The sequence below is a fragment of the Escherichia sp. WS1451 genome (genome assembly GCF_046487365.1).
Lineage (GTDB): Bacteria > Pseudomonadota > Gammaproteobacteria > Enterobacterales > Enterobacteriaceae > Escherichia > Escherichia coli.
In genome coordinates this window covers 18,871-36,032 of the sequence record NZ_JBJQJP010000033.1, presented here as the reverse complement: position 1 = coordinate 36,032, position 17,162 = coordinate 18,871, and the positions used below count along the sequence as shown (strand labels likewise).

At 49.2% G+C, this 17,162-nt stretch carries 15 protein-coding genes and 1 pseudogene; 12 read left to right on the top strand and 4 right to left on the bottom strand.

Annotated elements, in window-relative coordinates; genetic code table 11:
* Positions 1 to 430: 430 nt before the first annotated feature.
* Positions 431 to 2,071 carry a methyl-accepting chemotaxis protein Trg gene (gene trg, locus ACJHX7_RS24520; RefSeq protein ID WP_089583192.1) on the top strand — a complete coding sequence of 547 codons (1,641 nt, stop codon included), beginning with the start codon at positions 431 to 433 and terminating at the stop codon, positions 2,069 to 2,071.
* 37 nt (positions 2,072 to 2,108) lie between these two features.
* Here the strand turns inward: trg and ACJHX7_RS24515 are convergent, their stop codons facing one another.
* Positions 2,109 to 3,032 (bottom strand): LysR substrate-binding domain-containing protein, encoded by a 924-nt coding sequence (locus tag ACJHX7_RS24515; RefSeq protein ID WP_032171232.1) that lies wholly within the window; start codon positions 3,030 to 3,032, stop codon positions 2,109 to 2,111.
* Positions 3,033 to 3,248: 216 nt separating this feature from the next.
* Between ACJHX7_RS24515 and ACJHX7_RS24510 the strand changes: the two genes are divergently transcribed.
* From ACJHX7_RS24510 to rimL, 4 genes are all read left to right on the top strand, one after another.
* Positions 3,249 to 4,592, top strand: coding sequence for a VOC family protein (locus ACJHX7_RS24510; RefSeq protein WP_094030499.1), 1,344 nt, complete (start codon positions 3,249 to 3,251; stop codon positions 4,590 to 4,592).
* Positions 4,593 to 4,816: 224 nt separating this feature from the next.
* The gene (gene opgD, locus ACJHX7_RS24505) at positions 4,817 to 6,472 is read left to right on the top strand and encodes a glucan biosynthesis protein OpgD (RefSeq protein WP_000375956.1); all 1,656 of its coding nucleotides are present in this window, start codon (positions 4,817 to 4,819) and stop codon (positions 6,470 to 6,472) included.
* 139 nt (positions 6,473 to 6,611) lie between these two features.
* Entirely contained in the window at positions 6,612 to 6,836 is a 225-nt protein-coding gene (locus ACJHX7_RS24500) for a YdcH family protein (RefSeq protein WP_001296778.1), read from the top strand.
* A 62-nt stretch (positions 6,837 to 6,898) separates the two neighbouring features.
* Positions 6,899 to 7,438 carry a 50S ribosomal protein L7/L12-serine acetyltransferase gene (rimL, locus tag ACJHX7_RS24495; protein WP_001327924.1) on the top strand — a complete coding sequence of 180 codons (540 nt, stop codon included), beginning with the start codon at positions 6,899 to 6,901 and terminating at the stop codon, positions 7,436 to 7,438.
* Here rimL and ydcK read toward each other — a convergent pair.
* The gene (gene ydcK / locus ACJHX7_RS24490) at positions 7,430 to 8,410 is read right to left on the bottom strand and encodes a YdcK family protein (RefSeq protein ID WP_001234030.1); all 981 of its coding nucleotides are present in this window, start codon (positions 8,408 to 8,410) and stop codon (positions 7,430 to 7,432) included. The genes rimL and ydcK overlap by 9 nt on opposite strands.
* Before the next feature lie 123 nt (positions 8,411 to 8,533).
* Between ydcK and tehA the strand changes: the two genes are divergently transcribed.
* The 3 genes from tehA to ACJHX7_RS24475 all read left to right on the top strand — a co-directional run bounded on the left by tehA (position 8,534) and on the right by ACJHX7_RS24475 (position 11,087).
* On the top strand, positions 8,534 to 9,526 hold the full coding sequence (gene tehA / locus ACJHX7_RS24485; protein WP_094030500.1) for a dicarboxylate transporter/tellurite-resistance protein TehA: 993 nt from the start codon (positions 8,534 to 8,536) through the stop codon (positions 9,524 to 9,526).
* Positions 9,523 to 10,116 carry a tellurite resistance methyltransferase TehB gene (tehB, locus tag ACJHX7_RS24480; protein ID WP_001723473.1) on the top strand — a complete coding sequence of 198 codons (594 nt, stop codon included), beginning with the start codon at positions 9,523 to 9,525 and terminating at the stop codon, positions 10,114 to 10,116. The genes tehA and tehB overlap by 4 nt, the downstream gene beginning before the upstream one ends.
* A 302-nt stretch (positions 10,117 to 10,418) precedes the next feature.
* Positions 10,419 to 11,087, top strand: coding sequence for a DUF3313 domain-containing protein (locus ACJHX7_RS24475; RefSeq protein WP_001261013.1), 669 nt, complete (start codon positions 10,419 to 10,421; stop codon positions 11,085 to 11,087).
* 34 nt (positions 11,088 to 11,121) lie between these two features.
* On the opposite strand, the gene ydcO is transcribed toward ACJHX7_RS24475, so the two are convergent.
* Entirely contained in the window at positions 11,122 to 12,333 is a 1,212-nt protein-coding gene (ydcO, locus tag ACJHX7_RS24470; RefSeq protein ID WP_097465986.1) for a BenE family transporter YdcO, read from the bottom strand.
* 52 nt (positions 12,334 to 12,385) lie between these two features.
* On the opposite strand from ydcO, the gene sutR reads away from it, so the two are divergent.
* Together sutR and rlhA are read left to right on the top strand one after the other, a co-directional pair.
* Complete coding sequence (gene sutR / locus ACJHX7_RS24465; RefSeq protein WP_000429506.1) at positions 12,386 to 12,922, top strand: DNA-binding transcriptional regulator SutR; 537 nt, start codon at positions 12,386 to 12,388, stop codon at positions 12,920 to 12,922.
* A 72-nt stretch (positions 12,923 to 12,994) separates the two neighbouring features.
* Positions 12,995 to 14,956: a 23S rRNA 5-hydroxycytidine C2501 synthase gene (gene rlhA, locus ACJHX7_RS24460; protein WP_094030502.1), complete on the top strand. Its 1,962-nt coding sequence runs from the start codon at positions 12,995 to 12,997 to the stop codon at positions 14,954 to 14,956.
* Positions 14,957 to 15,047: 91 nt separating this feature from the next.
* On the opposite strand, the gene ACJHX7_RS24455 is transcribed toward rlhA, so the two are convergent.
* Positions 15,048 to 15,278: a DUF2554 family protein gene (locus tag ACJHX7_RS24455; protein ID WP_000491567.1), complete on the bottom strand. Its 231-nt coding sequence runs from the start codon at positions 15,276 to 15,278 to the stop codon at positions 15,048 to 15,050.
* A gap of 164 nt (positions 15,279 to 15,442) precedes the next feature.
* Between ACJHX7_RS24455 and ACJHX7_RS24450 the strand changes: the two are divergent.
* Both ACJHX7_RS24450 and ACJHX7_RS24445 read left to right on the top strand, forming a co-directional pair.
* Positions 15,443 to 15,520, top strand: a pseudogene (locus ACJHX7_RS24450) (type II toxin-antitoxin system HicB family antitoxin); the annotation flags it as partial.
* A 78-nt stretch (positions 15,521 to 15,598) separates the two neighbouring features.
* On the top strand, positions 15,599 to 17,005 hold the full coding sequence (locus ACJHX7_RS24445; RefSeq protein WP_094030503.1) for a PLP-dependent aminotransferase family protein: 1,407 nt from the start codon (positions 15,599 to 15,601) through the stop codon (positions 17,003 to 17,005).
* Positions 17,006 to 17,162 lie beyond the last annotated feature (157 nt).

Genomic DNA, 17,162 nt, shown 5'->3' with positions numbered 1-17,162 from the left:
AGTAGTGAAGTAGTGATTCACGACTTCAAGGCGCTTTTCAAAAGGGTATTTTGGCTTTGACATATCAGGGGCTATTCCATTTCATCGTCCAACAAAATGGGTGCAGTACAGTTTGATAGAAATATCGGTCGGGGCCTTCGTCTTTCTGATTCCCGGTTAGCCTGAAAACAGAAAGTCTCAGGCACCCGCAGGCATCCTATGAGGTTTCCTTAGGGACGAAAATAATCACTTGACGAAATTGCGTGCTGTTTTCCAGAATTTTTCGTCATTCGGTTTAGCCGTTCGTTACTCTCTTCATTCCAATGGCATTATTCTTCTCTGCCATAATTGTTGTAAAAATGTGACGCAAAGAGGTTTTTGGTCATAAGTAATTACCGTCAAGTGCCGATGACTTTCTATCAGGAGTAAACCTGGACGAGAGACAACGGTAATGAATACAACTCCCTCACAGCGATTAGGTTTTTTGCATCACATCAGGCTGGTTCCGTTATTTGCCTGCATTCTTGGCGGTATCTTAGTTCTATTCGCATTAAGTTCTGCTCTGGCTGGCTATTTCCTCTGGCAGGCCGATCGCGATCAGCGTGATGTTACTGCGGAGATTGAGATTCGGACCGGGTTAGCGAACAGTTCAGATTTTTTGCGTTCAGCCCGGATCAATATGATTCAGGCCGGGGCAGCGAGTCGTATTGCGGAAATGGAAGCAATGAAGCGAAATATTGCGCAAGCCGAATCGGAGATTAAACAGTCGCAGCAAGGTTATCGTGCTTATCAGAATCGGTCGGTGAAAACACCTGCTGATGAAGCCCTCGACACTGAATTAAATCAACGCTTCCAGGCTTATATCACGGGTATGCAACCGATGTTGAAATATGCCAAAAATGGCATGTTTGAAGCGATTATCAATCATGAAAGTGAGCAGATCCGACCGCTGGATAATGCTTATACCGATATTTTGAACAAAGCCGTTAAGATACGTAGCACCAGAGCCAACCAACTGGCGGAACTGGCCCATCAGCGCACCCGCCTGGGTGGGATGTTCATGATTGGCGCGTTTGTGCTTGCCCTGGTCATGACGCTGATAACATTTATAGTGCTACGTCGGATCGTCATTCGTCCACTGCAACATGCCGCACAACGGATTGAAAAAATCGCCAGTGGCGATCTGACGATGAATGATGAACCGGCGGGTCGTAATGAAATCGGTCGCTTAAGTCGTCATTTACAGCAAATGCAGCATTCACTGGGGATGACTGTAGGGACCGTTCGACAGGGCGCGGAAGAGATTTATCGTGGCACCAGCGAAATTTCCGCTGGCAATGCGGACCTGTCATCTCGCACTGAAGAACAAGCGGCGGCAATTGAACAAACTGCCGCCAGCATGGAGCAACTCACTGCGACGGTGAAACAGAATGCGGATAACGCGCATCATGCCAGCAAACTGGCGCAAGAGGCTTCTATTAAAGCCTGCAATGGCGGGCAGACGGTTTCCGGTGTAGTAAAAACGATGGGCGCTATCTCCACGAGTTCGAAGAAAATTTCTGAGATCACCGCCGTCATCAACAGTATTGCTTTCCAGACGAATATTCTGGCACTGAATGCTGCCGTTGAAGCCGCGCGAGCGGGTGAGCAAGGGCGTGGATTTGCCGTTGTCGCCAGCGAAGTACGGACACTCGCAAGCCGCAGCGCTCAGGCGGCGAAAGAGATTGAAGGCTTGATCAGTGAATCAGTCAGGTTAATTGACCTGGGATCGGATGAGGTGGCCACGGCCGGGAAAACCATGAGCACTATTGTTGATGCCGTCGCGAGTGTCACACATATCATGCAGGAAATTGCCGCCGCCTCGGATGAACAAAGCAGAGGCATAACGCAGGTTAGCCAGGCGATTTCTGAAATGGATAAGGTGACGCAACAGAATGCTTCTCTGGTAGAAGAGGCCTCAGCGGCGGCGGTGTCCCTTGAAGAACAGGCGGCACGATTAACTGAGGCGGTGGACGTATTCCGTCTGAACAAACATTCTGTGTCGGCAGAACCTCGCGGAGCGGGTGAACCAGTTAGTTTCGCTACGGTGTGAAAATGTTAAAGGAGGGATCGATAGATCCCTTCACCTTTCAGAACGGCATTGATTTTCGAATAGCGTTAATCATCAACTGGCAACCAGAAGAGAACGTCGCATCTACGCGGGTCAGTATTCCAATCGGTTCGCCTGCACCATGACCCGGAACAGGCAGGGCCACCAGCGTGGCATGACGCAGGTCGTCTTTTACAGCGCCAGAAGGGACAAACCACACGTAGTCGTATTCAACCGTAAGTTGACGAGATAGCGAAGCAGACAGCGTTTCGATACAACCCGAAGGAATTTTACATCCCTGGCTCTGCACTAATGCATCTGAATGCTGGCGTGGCGCAGTGCCTTCTGGTGATACAACGACCGGCCATTCCAGCACCCGGCTTAGCGTTACGTTCTCCTGAAGTAGCGGATGATTGGGGCGAACAACCAGCTTCAGCGATTCAAGAAACAGCAGTTCATAATTAAGCCCGGTCATCAGTTCAGGATCTGACATCCGACCAATGCCGATATCGATTTCCCCGGTTTTTAAACCCGCCAGAATCATAGGGTTACTCATTGTCGCAACTTGCAAGGTCGTCTCTTTTTGTTGCTGATGAAACTGACCTATAACCGAAGGTAATATCCCCAGTGCCGCAGTCGGTAGTGCACCAACCCTGACGATATCATTATTAGGACCTTCTTTACGATGAAGCGACTGTCCGGCAGTGTTGATGGCGTCAAGTACTCTGACTGCATGCGTTAAAAATTGTTCGCCGGGTAAGGTAAGTTGCGCCCCCTGACGACCACGCTCAAACAAGCGTGCGCCCGTCAGCTGCTCCAGTTCATTCAATGTCTTAGAGAGCGCAGGTTGACTCAAATTAAGGGTTTCAGCCGCGCGCCCCAAAGTTCCTTGTTGTGCGACAGCTACGAATGTATGAAGGTGGCGCAAACGGATGCGCTGACTAAACAGACTATTTTTTTCCATAAGCGATGTTAAAAACGAAGCGGTGTCGCTGACAAGTGAAGTTGTTTGATTATGATAACTTGATTGCAAAATATTATTAACAATTAAAGCAATTATGTTACAGCAAAATGGATAATATTGATGTTTTCGCGGCGAGATCACAGTTTGTAAATTCTTCCCGCCGGAGTGAATGCGGTTACCTACACTCCAGATTACTGACCACTGGAGGCAGACACTATGGCGAACAGCATCACGGCGGATGAGATTCGGGAACAGTTTTCGCAGGCAATGTCAGCCATGTACCAGCAAGAAGTTCCGCAGTACGGCACGCTGCTGGAACTGGTAGCTGATGTGAATCTGGCTGTGCTGGAAAACAATCCTCAACTGCACGAAAAAATGGTAAATGCAGACGAGCTGGCGCGACTGAATGTTGAACGTCATGGGGCGATTCGTGTTGGGACTGCACAAGAGCTTGCTACTCTTCGGCGGATGTTTGCCATTATGGGGATGTACCCGGTGAGCTATTACGATCTCTCGCAGGCGGGAGTGCCGGTACATTCCACAGCATTTCGGCCCATTGATGATGCTTCTCTGGCGCGTAATCCCTTCCGCATTTTTACCTCATTACTCCGCCTTGAGCTTATCGAGAACGAATTTTTGCGCCAGAAAGCGGCGGAGATTCTGCGTCAGCGCGATATCTTCACCCCACGTTGTCGACAACTGTTAGAGGAGTATGAGCAGCGGGGCGGTTTTAACGAAACACAGGCACAGGAGTTTGTGCAGGAAGCCCTGGAAACGTTTCGTTGGCACCAGTCAGCAACGGTAGATGAAGAAACCTATCGCGCCTTGCACAACGAACATCGGTTGATTGCTGATGTGGTCTGTTTTCCTGGATGCCATATCAACCACCTGACGCCACGTACGCTGGATATTGACCGGGTGCAGTCGATGATGCCTGAATGCGGGATTGAACCCAAAATTCTGATCGAAGGGCCGCCGCGCCGCGAGGTACCTATTTTACTACGCCAGACCAGCTTTAAAGCACTGGAAGAGACGGTGTTGTTTGCAGGGCAGAAACAGGGTACGCATACCGCGCGCTTTGGTGAAATAGAGCAGCGTGGTGTGGCATTAACGCCGAAAGGGCGACAACTGTATGATGATCTTCTGCGTAACGCTGGAACCGGGCAGGATAATCTCACTCACCAAATGCATTTACAGGAAACCTTCCGCACTTTTCCTGACAGTGAGTTTTTAATGCGTCAGCAAGGGTTGGCATGGTTCCGGTACCGTCTGACGCCTTCAGGTGAGGCGCATCGTCAGGCGATTCATTCCGGAGACGATCCACAGCCCTTAATTGAACGTGGTTGGGTAGTGGCGCAACCCATTACCTATGAAGATTTCTTGCCTGTTAGCGCGGCGGGGATCTTCCAGTCAAATCTGGGTAATGAAACGCAGGCACGCAATCACGGTAATGCCAGTCGCGAGGCATTTGAGCAGGCGTTGGGTTGTCCGGTTTTGGATGAGTTCCAGCTTTATCAGGAAGCGGAAGAACGCAGTAAACGTCGCTGTGGTTTGCTTTAAATTCTGACCATCCGTCTTTGCAAAAATTTGCCTGATTTTACAAACGAATCAGGCTCATCCCATCGACATAAAAAAATTGCCGATTTATGCATATTCTCTCAGTTCAACAATTGGATTATTAATAAATATTGTCTAGAGTGAGCGGTCATAAATAAGCACTTTCTTGCCGCTGAAAACGACCAGCGCGGGACCATTCACAACACCAGAAGGACTCACTTTCAGGTATGGATCGTAGACGATTTATTAAAGGTTCAATGGCTATGGCCGCCGTGTGCGGTACCAGCGGCATTGCTTCTCTTTTTTCTCAGGCGGCATTCGCGGCAGATTCTGATATTGCCGACGGGCAAACCCAGCGTTTTGACTTCTCCATTCTACAGTCAATGGCGCACGACTTAGCGCAAACAGCGTGGCGTGGTGCGCCGCGTCCGTTACCTGACACTCTGGCGACAATGACGCCGCAGGCTTATAACAGTATTCAATACGACGCCGAAAAATCGCTCTGGCATAACGTTGAGAACCGTCAACTGGACGCTCAGTTCTTCCATATGGGAATGGGATTCCGTCGCCGCGTTCGTATGTTTTCTGTAGATCCCGCAACACATCTGGCGCGTGAAATTCACTTTCGCCCGGAGTTGTTCAAATACAACGATGCGGGTGTTGATACCAAACAATTAGAAGGGCAAAGCGATCTCGGTTTTGCCGGTTTTCGCGTGTTTAAAGCCCCCGAACTGGCGCGCCGTGATGTAGTATCATTCCTCGGTGCGAGTTATTTCCGCGCCGTTGACGACACATATCAATACGGTCTATCGGCTCGCGGCCTGGCGATCGACACTTACACCGACAGTAAAGAAGAGTTCCCCGACTTTACCGCCTTCTGGTTTGATACGGTAAAACCGGGGGCAACCACCTTTACCGTTTATGCGTTGCTCGATAGCGCCAGCATTACTGGTGCCTATAAGTTCACTATCCATTGCGAGAAAAGTCAGGTGATTATGGATGTGGAAAATCACCTGTATGCGCGCAAAGACATTAAACAGCTGGGCATTGCGCCGATGACCAGTATGTTCAGCTGCGGTACTAATGAACGTCGGATGTGCGACACCATTCATCCGCAAATCCATGACTCTGATCGTTTGTCCATGTGGCGGGGCAACGGCGAGTGGATTTGTCGTCCGCTGAACAATCCGCAAAAATTGCAGTTCAATGCTTACACCGACAACAACCCGAAAGGGTTTGGTTTATTGCAACTGGATCGTGATTTCTCCCATTATCAGGACATTATGGGCTGGTATAACAAACGCCCAAGTCTGTGGGTGGAACCGCGTAACAAGTGGGGTAAGGGCACCATCGGCCTGATGGAAATCCCAACAACGGGCGAAACGCTGGATAACATTGTCTGCTTCTGGCAGCCAGAAAAAGCTGTAAAAGCGGGTGATGAGTTTGCATTCCAGTATCGTCTGTACTGGAGTGCGCAACCGCCTGTTCATTGCCCATTAGCGCGCGTTATGGCGACGCGTACCGGCATGGGTGGTTTCCCGGAAGGTTGGGCTCCAGGTGAACACTATCCCGAAAAATGGGCGCGTCGTTTTGCCGTCGATTTCGTTGGTGGTGATCTGAAAGCTGCCGCGCCAAAAGGCATTGAGCCGGTGATTACGCTTTCCAGTGGGGAAGCGAAGCAAATCGAAATTCTCTATATTGAACCCATTGATGGTTATCGTATTCAGTTTGACTGGTATCCGACTTCGGACTCCACTGATCCGGTCGATATGCGGATGTATCTGCGTTGTCAGGGCGACGCTATCAGTGAAACATGGCTGTATCAGTATTTCCCGCCAGCGCCCGATAAACGTCAGTATGTTGACGACCGCGTGATGAGTTAATCGTTTTTTCTTCGGCACCTTCTTCGGGAGGTGCCGTCTGGTTAAACACGATCCCGCTCGCATTTTTCCCTAAGTTAAATGAGTAATCTGATGGTGTGTATTTCAGATACACCTTGTCAGCCACTAACAGGGAGTGCGTATGTTTCCTGAATATCGAGATTTAATATCCCGTCTGAAAAACGAAAATCCTCGCTTTATGTCCTTGTTCGATAAACACAATAAACTTGATCATGAAATTGCCAGAAAGGAAGGTTCCGACGGTCGAGGGTACAATGCGGAAGTGGTCCGCATGAAAAAACAAAAGCTACAGTTAAAAGATGAGATGCTCAAAATCCTGCAGCAGGAGAGCGTCAAAGAGGTGTAAACTTTCCTAAGCCGCCAGCCAGGCGGCTTTTTTAACAACTGCATGGATTGACTGGAGATAAGATGACCGAAACGATAAAAGTAAGTGAATCACTTGAATTACATGCTGTTGCAGAAAGTCATGTCACACCTCTTTATCAGTTAATCTGTAAAAATAGAACCTGGCTACAGCAGTCGCTAAACTGGCCGCAGTTTGTTCAAAGTGAAGAGGACACGCGAAAAACGGTGCAGGGCAATGTAATGTTGCATCAACGCGGATATGCCAAAATGTTCATGATTTTCAAAGAAGATGAACTTATCGGCGTTATCTCGTTTAATCGTATTGAACCACTGAATAAAACCGCTGAAATCGGCTACTGGCTGGACGAATCTCATCAGGGGCAGGGGATCATTTCTCAGGCGCTGCAGGCATTGATTCATCATTACGCTCAGTCTGGTGAACTTAGACGCTTCGTGATCAAATGTCGGGTGGACAATCCGCAAAGCAACCAGGTCGCTTTGCGCAATGGTTTTATCCTTGAAGGTTGCCTGAAACAGGCTGAGTTTCTGAATGATGCCTATGATGATGTGAACTTATACGCGCGTATTATCGATTCACAATAACCCTGCCAGCGGCGTTCGCGTAATGCGCTCCTCGCCGTTAATGACTTTTGGACCACGGACATGAACCGTGTCGCCATCAAAGGCTTCAACGACGGCGTGGTCGGTTAACTCCACATGGTTTTCAATTATCACCGCACCTGTAATACGGCTCTCACCTTGTATGACAACGTGCTCGTCGAGCAGAATCGGTCCGCCACGTACCACGGCATTTCCGCCAATCAAGACATGATGTTTTAACACACAATTACCTTCCACAATGGCATATTCCGCCACCTGCGAACTGTAATGAATCGTCGGAATGGCATCTTCTTCTATGCCAGCTTTCACCTGCGCGTGACCGTAGACTTTAGCACAATCGCATAGCCAGACGTTGTTCTCTTCATTACCCTCAATACTGGCAAAATCAAAAACTTCGGCGCGATGTTCAATAAAAGCATACCGGACGACGGCATCGCCATAAATTTGTGCCTGGTGGACAATCCGCGAGGCGCTAACCCTCGCGCGATCATAAATTTGTAGCAGGAGTTGATGGTCGGGCGTTAAGCCTTGTGCGGCGACGATCATAGAATGTTGATCAATTAAGGCGTGACCAAATATTCTACATTGACCGCAAACTAATGAGTCACTAATGGTGACACTGTCACTTATATATGCACCCTGGCTGATTTCACTATTATCGATCCAGACATTATCCGTTGCGTAAACCTCTCCCCACAGCACGCTGGTGCCGGTGATACGCGTATTCCCGGAAATCACCGTTCCGCCGAACGCAATAGCATTCTGGTCGTAAATCCAGCAATTTCCTTCCTGTGCTAACACCGTTTCGCGATCGATCCAGCCGCCAGCGCTTCCTGCTATCACATCGTTAAAATCGCTAATGGCGATAATCTGCCGTAATAACACATTTTTTTTAGTGCCATCTTCCTGATAACTAAAGGCTCGCTGTTCTTCACTTAGACGATATTTGCGCATAGCGTTTTCCCACAGGTGACTTACTATAACCGTAGCAAATTCTGCGGCTCTGGCTATGCTCGAGAAAATTCCATAAAATGCATTTCAAATATACTTTATAAATTAAACAAAATGAGTAAGAAGATGCAGAGCGATAAAGTGCTCAATTTGCCGGCAGGCTACTTTGGTATTGTGTTGGGGACGATAGGGATGGGATTTGCCTGGCGCTATGCCAGCCAGGTTTGGCAGGTCAGCCACTGGTTGGGGGATGGGCTGGTGATTCTGGCGATGATCATCTGGGGATTATTGACTGGCGCATTTATTACCCGACTCATACGCTTTCCGCATAGCGTGCTGGCAGAAGTGCGCCATCCAGTGCTGAGCAGTTTTGTGAGTTTGTTTCCGGCAACGACGATGCTGGTGGCGATTGGTTTTGTTCCGTGGTTTCGCCCACTGGCGGTGTGCCTGTTCAGTTTTGGTGTCGTGGTTCAGTTGGCTTATTCCGCCTGGCAAACTGCGGGATTATGGCGCGGATCTCACCCTGAAGAAGCTACCACGCCTGGACTGTATCTGCCGACAGTTGCCAACAACTTTATCAGCGCAATGGCCTGTGGTGCGTTGGGCTACACCGACGCCGGTCTGGTGTTTTTAGGCGCAGGCGTTTTCTCATGGCTAAGCCTGGAACCGGTGATCTTGCAGCGTCTGCGCAGTTCGGGAGAATTACCCACGGCACTGAGGACATCACTCGGCATTCAGCTCGCTCCTGCGCTGGTGGCCTGTAGTGCCTGGCTGAGCGTCAACGGCGGCGAGGGTGACACGCTGGCGAAAATGCTTTTCGGTTATGGACTGCTGCAACTGCTGTTTATGCTACGTCTGATGCCATGGTATCTCTCCCAGCCATTTAATGCTTCATTCTGGAGTTTCTCGTTCGGCGTATCTGCACTGGCAACCACCGGTTTGCATCTGGGGAGTGGCAGCGATAATGGATTTTTCCATACGCTGGCGGTGCCGCTGTTTATCTTTACCAATTTTATTATTGCAATACTGCTCATCCGTACTTTTGCGCTTCTGATGCAGGGAAAATTGTTAATCAGAACCGAGCGCGCCGTTTTAATGAAAGCAGAGGACAAAGAATGATCATTCGTGACGAAAACTATTTTACTGATAAATATGAATTAACCCGCACACACTCTGAAGTGCTGGAAGCGGTGAAAGTGGTTAAACCGGGTAAAACGCTGGATCTGGGCTGTGGCAATGGTCGTAACAGTCTTTACCTGGCAGCCAATGGTTATGATGTTGACGCATGGGATAAAAATGCCATGAGTATCGCCAACGTCGAGCGCATTAAATCTATTGAAAATCTGGATAATTTACACACTCGGGTCGTTGATCTGAATAACCTCACATTTGCTGGACAGTACGATTTTATTCTTTCGACTGTGGTGCTGATGTTCCTTGAGGCTAAAACCATCCCAGGGCTGATTGCCAATATGCAACGTTGCACTAAACCTGGTGGTTACAACCTGATTGTGGCGGCGATGGATACCGCTGATTATCCATGTACCGTCGGCTTCCCGTTTGCCTTCAAAGAGGGAGAATTACGTCGATATTACGAAGGCTGGGAGAGGGTGAAATACAATGAAGACGTCGGCGAGCTGCACCGCACCGACGCCAACGGTAATCGTATTAAACTGCGTTTCGCCACGATGCTGGCACGTAAAAAATGACCCGGTAAGAACAAAGCGCGTGAAAATTCCCCACGCTGAGATGGTTTACTGTTCTTCTTTTCGGTAAGCATATTTTTAATCAAAAGGATGTGAAATTAATCACAGTAGTCGAAGTTTTTCATCAGATTAACGCACTGATATTTAACTACTGATGATTGACTTAGCCCCTTTTTCGGCATTGACTATGTCGTCTGTAAAGGGGCTGAAAAATTTATTTTCACCAACACTTTTTTTGCCACAACACGAAGCGGCGCTTTTTGCTATAACTTAAAAAGTAATATAATCATCTCAGGAAACTATTCATGCGTACCACATCATTTGCGAAAGTTGCAGCTTTATGCGGCTTGTTGGCTCTGTCTGGTTGTGCCTCTAAAATCACCCAGCCAGATAAATATTCTGGTTTTTTAAACAATTACTCTGATTTAAAAGAAACAACCTCAGCAACAGGTAAACCTGTTTTACGTTGGGTAGACCCGAGTTTTGATCAAAGCAAATATGACAGCATCGTCTGGAACCCAATCACTTATTATCCGGTACCAAAACCTTCTACCCAGGTAGGGCAGAAAGTTCTGGATAAAATTTTGAACTATACCAACACCGAAATGAAAGAAGCGATAGCGCAGCGTAAACCACTAGTTACCACCGCTGGGCCGCGTAGTCTGATTTTCCGTGGGGCCATTACCGGTGTAGATACCAGCAAAGAAGGGCTGCAATTCTATGAAGTGGTTCCTGTTGCATTAGTGGTTGCGGGGACGCAAATGGCTACAGGCCACCGTACCATGGATACTCGCCTCTATTTTGAAGGTGAGCTGATTGATGCAGCGACTAATAAACCGGTTATCAAAGTCGTTCGTCAGGGCGAAGGTAAAGACCTGAATAACGAAAGTACGCCAATGGCTTTCGAAAATATTAAACAAGTTATTGATGACATGGCGACCGATGCCACCATGTTTGACGTTAACAAAAAGTAATTCCAGCCGCGCCATCGTTAGATGGCGCTTTTTATTATCGGTTTCTGTCAGCGATTAAATTCAACACCACGTAACAAACGCCTCCGGCAATTAATCCCCAAAACGCAGAACCAATCCCGACCAGCGTCAATCCACTTGCCGTTACCAGAAATGCCACCACCGCCGCGTCGCGCTCACGCTCATTATGCAGCGCCTGATACAAACTGCCGCCAATGGTACTCAACAGCGCCAGACCTGCCAGCATCTGGATCCAACTTACGGGCAGGGCAGCCATCATCCCGGTAATGGCACTACCAAACAGACCTGCGAGCAAATAGAAAATGCCTGCAACGGCAGCGGCCAGCCAACGTTGATCTTTATCCGGATGCGCTTCCGGGCTTTGGCAAATAGCCGCGGTGATTGCCGCAATACCGACGGAATAAACGCCGAAAGGGGAAAAAACCAGTGCCAGCAATCCAGTAAACACAATCAACGGCGAAACAGGAGCCGAATACCCGGCTGCTTTCATTGCTGCGATACCCGGTGCGTTTTGCGATGACATCGTCACCAGAAAAAGGGGGAGTGCAACGCTCAGGCTGTGAGCAAACGAAAAATCAGGGCTAATATAAGTGGGGAGAACGGGTTTAAAGACAACATCAGTTGTGACAACGTCACCTTGCGCGATAACGATCACGACCCCAATAATCATCGCGGCAATTACCGCATAGCGCGGCGCAACGGCCCTGGTTGCCAGCCATACCAGCAACATACTGCCACACAACGTAAATTGACCATCCAGGCTCGCAAACGCCTGTAAACCAAAGCGTAATAAAATCCCGGCAAGCATTGCCGCCGCAAGCGAGTGCGGAATAATGCGCATCAGACGAGCAAAGAGTCCCGTTATGCCGCAGAGGACTATTAACGCGTTGGTGACAATAAAAACGCCGATGGCTTCGTTAAGTGTTAGTCCCTGCAATCCGGTGACCAACAAAGCCGCGCCAGGCGTTGACCATGCGGTGAGAACAGGTACGCGATACCATAATGTCAGAGCCAGCGTACTGACGCCCATTGCCAGCCCCAGCGCCGTCATCCAGCCAGAGATTTGTGCAGTGGTGGCTCCGGCGACAATCGCTGCTTGCCAGATTATTGCCGCTGAACTGGCGTAGCCAATTAATACCGCCAGAAACCCCGCCAGTAGCGTGGGTGGAGGAATAGAAAACAGACGCATGGTCACCTCGTGCGTTATAGCGTACAGGTACCGTAGCATTTGTCCGTTATAACGCACAAGTGATAAACTTCCGCTTTGCCGGAGGAGTCACATGGAAAATCTCACTCGCTTTTTATCCACCACACTTAAACAACTACGTCAGCAGCGCGGCTGGAGTCTTTCGCGACTGGCAGAAGCGACAGGCGTTTCTAAAGCGATGTTAGGGCAGATTGAGCGTAATGAGTCCAGCCCGACGGTCGCGACATTATGGAAAATTGCCACCGGGTTGAATGTGCCATTTTCGACATTTATTTCTCCGCCGCAGTCCGCAACGCCTTCAGTTTATGATCCACAACAACAGGCGATGGTGATCACTTCGCTGTTTCCTTATGATCCACAACTCTGCTTTGAACACTTCTCGATTCAGATGGCACCCGGTGCAATAAGCGAATCGACGCCCCATGAGAAGGGAGTAATCGAACATGTTGTCGTCATTGATGGGCAACTTGATCTGTGCGTTGATGGTGAATGGCAGAGCCTTAATTGTGGAGAAGGCGCTCGATTTGCTGCAGACGTTACGCATGTCTATCGTAATGGTGGGGAGCAAATCGTACATTTTCATTCCCTCATCCATTACCCACGCAGTTAAGCGGGAAAACTATTTCGCAACGTCGCGCTTGTGGCTAAAATAGCCGCCATTTTTCAGCTACTGGATAAGAAAGTGACCGTATCTTCTCATCGTCTTGAACTGTTAAGTCCGGCACGCGATGCCGCCATTGCCCGCGAAGCTATTTTGCACGGTGCCGATGCTGTTTATATCGGCGGCCCTGGTTTTGGTGCCCGTCATAATGCCAGTAATAGCCTGAAAGATATTGCCGAGCTGGTGCCGTTTGCCCATCGTTATGGTGCAAAAATTTTCGTCACGCTTAACACAATTTTGCATGATGATGAGCTGGAACCCGCGCAACGGCTGATTACTGACCTCTACCAGACCGGCGTCGATGCGCTGATTGTTCAGGATATGGGGATTCTGGAGCTTGATATTCCGCCGATTGAACTGCACGCCAGTACGCAGTGCGACATTCGCACGGTAGAAAAAGCGAAGTTCCTCTCTGATGTTGGCTTCACGCAGATTGTGCTGGCGCGAGAGCTGAATCTTGAGCAGATCCGCGCGATTCACCAGGCCACGGACGCGACCATTGAATTCTTTATTCATGGCGCATTGTGCGTGGCCTATTCGGGTCAGTGCTACATTTCTCATGCGCAAACAGGGCGTAGCGCCAACCGTGGCGATTGCTCGCAGGCGTGCCGTTTGCCATACACATTGAAAGACGATCAGGGGCGGGTGGTTTCCTATGAAAAACATCTGCTATCGATGAAAGATAACGATCAGACTGCCAACCTCGGCGCGCTGATTGATGCTGGCGTACGCTCCTTCAAGATTGAAGGGCGTTACAAAGATATGAGCTACGTGAAGAATATCACCGCCCATTATCGCCAGATGCTGGATGCCATTATTGAAGAACGTGGCGATCTGACGCGTGCTTCATCAGGTCGTACTGAACATTTCTTTGTTCCATCGACGGAAAAGACTTTCCACCGTGGTAGCACAGATTATTTTGTGAATGCCCGTAAAGGCGATATTGGCGCGTTCGATTCGCCGAAATTTATCGGCCTGCCGGTGGGTGAAGTATTGAAAGTGGCGAAAGATTATCTCGATGTTGCCGTTTCCGAACCACTGGCAAATGGCGATGGCCTGAACGTGATGATTAAACGTGAAGTCGTCGGCTTTCGTGCCAATACGGTCGAGAAAACCGGAGAAAATCAGTACCGCGTCTGGCCCAATGAAATGCCAGCAGAGTTGCACAAAATTCGCCCGCATCACCCACTAAACCGTAATCTTGATCATAACTGGCAGCAGGCACTGACAAAAACCTCCAGCGAACGTCGGGTGGCGGTAGACATTGAACTGGGCGGCTGGCAGGAACAACTGATTCTGACCCTCACCAGTGAAGAGGGTGTCAGCATCACGCATACGCTGGACGGGCAGTTCGACGAAGCCAATAACGCCGAAAAAGCAATGAACAATCTGAAGGATGGTCTGGCAAAACTGGGGCAAACCATCTATTACGCCCGCGATGTGCAAATTAATTTGCCGGGTGCGCTGTTTGTACCAAACAGTCTGTTAAACCAGTTCCGCCGTGAAGCCGCCGACATGCTGGATGCTGCACGTCTTGCCGGTTACCAGCGGGGCAGCCGTAAACCGGTTGCTGATCCTGCGCCGGTTTATCCGCAAACGCATCTGAGTTTCCTCGCGAACGTATACAACCAGAAAGCGCGTGAATTTTATCATCGCTATGGTGTGCAACTGATTGACGCGGCGTATGAGGCACATGAAGAGAAGGGCGAAGTCCCGGTGATGATCACCAAGCATTGTCTGCGCTTTGCCTTCAATCTGTGCCCGAAACAGGCGAAAGGCAATATCAAAAGCTGGAAGGCGACGCCAATGCAACTGGTTAACGGCGATGAAGTATTAACGCTAAAGTTTGATTGCCGCCCATGCGAGATGCACGTCATTGGCAAAATCAAAAATCACATACTGAAAATGCCGTTACCGGGAAGCGTAGTGGCATCCGTAAGTCCGGATGATCTGCTGAAAACATTGCCGAAGCGAAAAGGGTAAAACGCCAGTTTTCGGGTTACTCACCACTCATCAAATCTGCATGATATTGCCTGGCGGGTAAGGCGTCATGCCGCATCCGGCAACAAATGACTCAACGCTGTCCCGCTTCTGGTTTGCGCGATTTTTGCCAGTAAAAATGCTCGCGCAAACCTTCCGCCGACTCTTCCGCCACAGCACGCAATTCATCGCTGTCCGCTTCATGACGCAGCTGATGATCCACATTCTTTACCCACATAAATTCATGTCCTTTGTGCCCTGCCATGAGTTGTCCTGAGAACAGTGCACACGTTAATAAGACAACCGATAACGCCTTCGAAAACATCCCGCCACCTTTTTCTAACCTTTTGCCGCTATGATGCCAATCGTTTCTTGAGGTTATTATTCAGTTTTGCAAATTAGCGCAAAGAAATTCTGGAATCTTCCTTCCTGATTTTGCATTGCATTCTGCCGTTGCGGCGATTTAGTGCTATTTTCGAGCAAATTACACACGGAGGTAAAAAAATCGACGCCTTCCAGCTCGCGGCTAATGCGCTAGGCAAGGAGTTATCGCTGGTGATGGTTTGATAACAGTTAATGAAAAGTTGTCATTTTTAACAACTGATATAGACTGCCGAATCACCTGCACATAATAACGATTCGATAATGAAAAAATACCAGCAGCTTGCAGAACAATTACGCGAGCAGATTGCGTCGGGTATCTGGCAACCCGGAGATCGTTTGCCTTCGTTGCGTGACCAGGTGGCACTTTCTGGCATGAGCTTTATGACCGTGAGCCATGCCTATCAGTTGCTCGAAAGTCAGGGATATATTATCGCACGACCGCAGTCGGGTTATTACGTTGCGCCACAGGCAATAAAAATGCCGAAAGCGCCAGTCATTCCAGTCACTCGAGATGAAGCAGTCGATATCAACACTTATATTTTTGATATGTTGCAGGCCAGTCGCGATCCGTCGGTCGTTCCGTTTGCCTCGGCCTTTCCCGACCCGCGACTTTTCCCCCTCCAACAACTAAACCGCTCGCTGGCGCAGGTAAGCAAAACCGCCACGGCGATGAGCGTGATTGAAAACTTACCGCCAGGAAACGCAGAACTGCGTCAGGCTATTGCTCGTCGCTATGCCTTACAGGGCATCACTATTTCTCCAGATGAAATTGTCATTACCGCCGGGGCGTTAGAGGCATTAAACCTCAGTTTGCAAGTGGTAACTGAACCGGGCGATTGGGTGATAGTAGAGAATCCTTGTTTCTACGGCGCTTTGCAGGCGCTGGAGCGGTTACGGCTGAAGGCGTTATCGGTGGCGACGGACGTTAAAGAAGGGATCGATCTTCAGACGCTGGAACTGGCGTTGCAGGAGTATCCGGTGAAAGCGTGCTGGCTGATGACTAATAGCCAGAATCCACTCGGATTTACCTTAACACCGCAAAAAAAAGCACAACTGGTGGCGTTGCTCAATCAGTACAACGTAACGCTGATTGAAGATGACGTTTACAGCGAACTTTATTTTGGACGGGAAAAACCGCTGCCTGCGAAAGCGTGGGATCACCACGATGGTGTTTTGCATTGCTCTTCGTTTTCGAAATGTCTGGTGCCTGGTTTTCGTATTGGTTGGGTCGCCGCCGGAAAACATGCACGTAAAATTCAACGCTTGCAGTTGATGAGTACGCTTTCCACCAGCTCACCGATGCAGCTTGCGCTGGTGGATTACCTTTCTACTCGCCGATACGATGCTCATCTTCGTCGTCTGCGTCGCCAGCTTGCGGAGCGTAAACAACGCGCCTGGCAGGCTTTGCTGCGTTATCTGCCTGCGGAAGTCAAAATTCATCACAATGACAGCGGTTATTTTCTCTGGCTGGAGCTCCCCGAGCCGTTAGATGCAGGAGAATTAAGCCTGGTGGCACTGACGCATCATATCAGTATTGCGCCGGGTAAAATGTTTTCTACCGGTGAAAACTGGTCACGTTTTTTTCGTTTTAATACCGCGTGGCAGTGGGGAGAACGTGAAGAACAGGCGGTAAAACAATTAGGCAAACTTATTCAAGAACGGCTGTAATAGCGTTTAATTTAATTCCTCTCAGGATGGGTAATATGAATTTCGAATAGCAGTCATATTTCCTAACTCCTTGTCTATACTCCAGAAGATAACCTTACAGAGGGCATAATGCGCGGTAGCTCACAACCTGATTAAATTTTCTCAGGGGCGAAGGTGT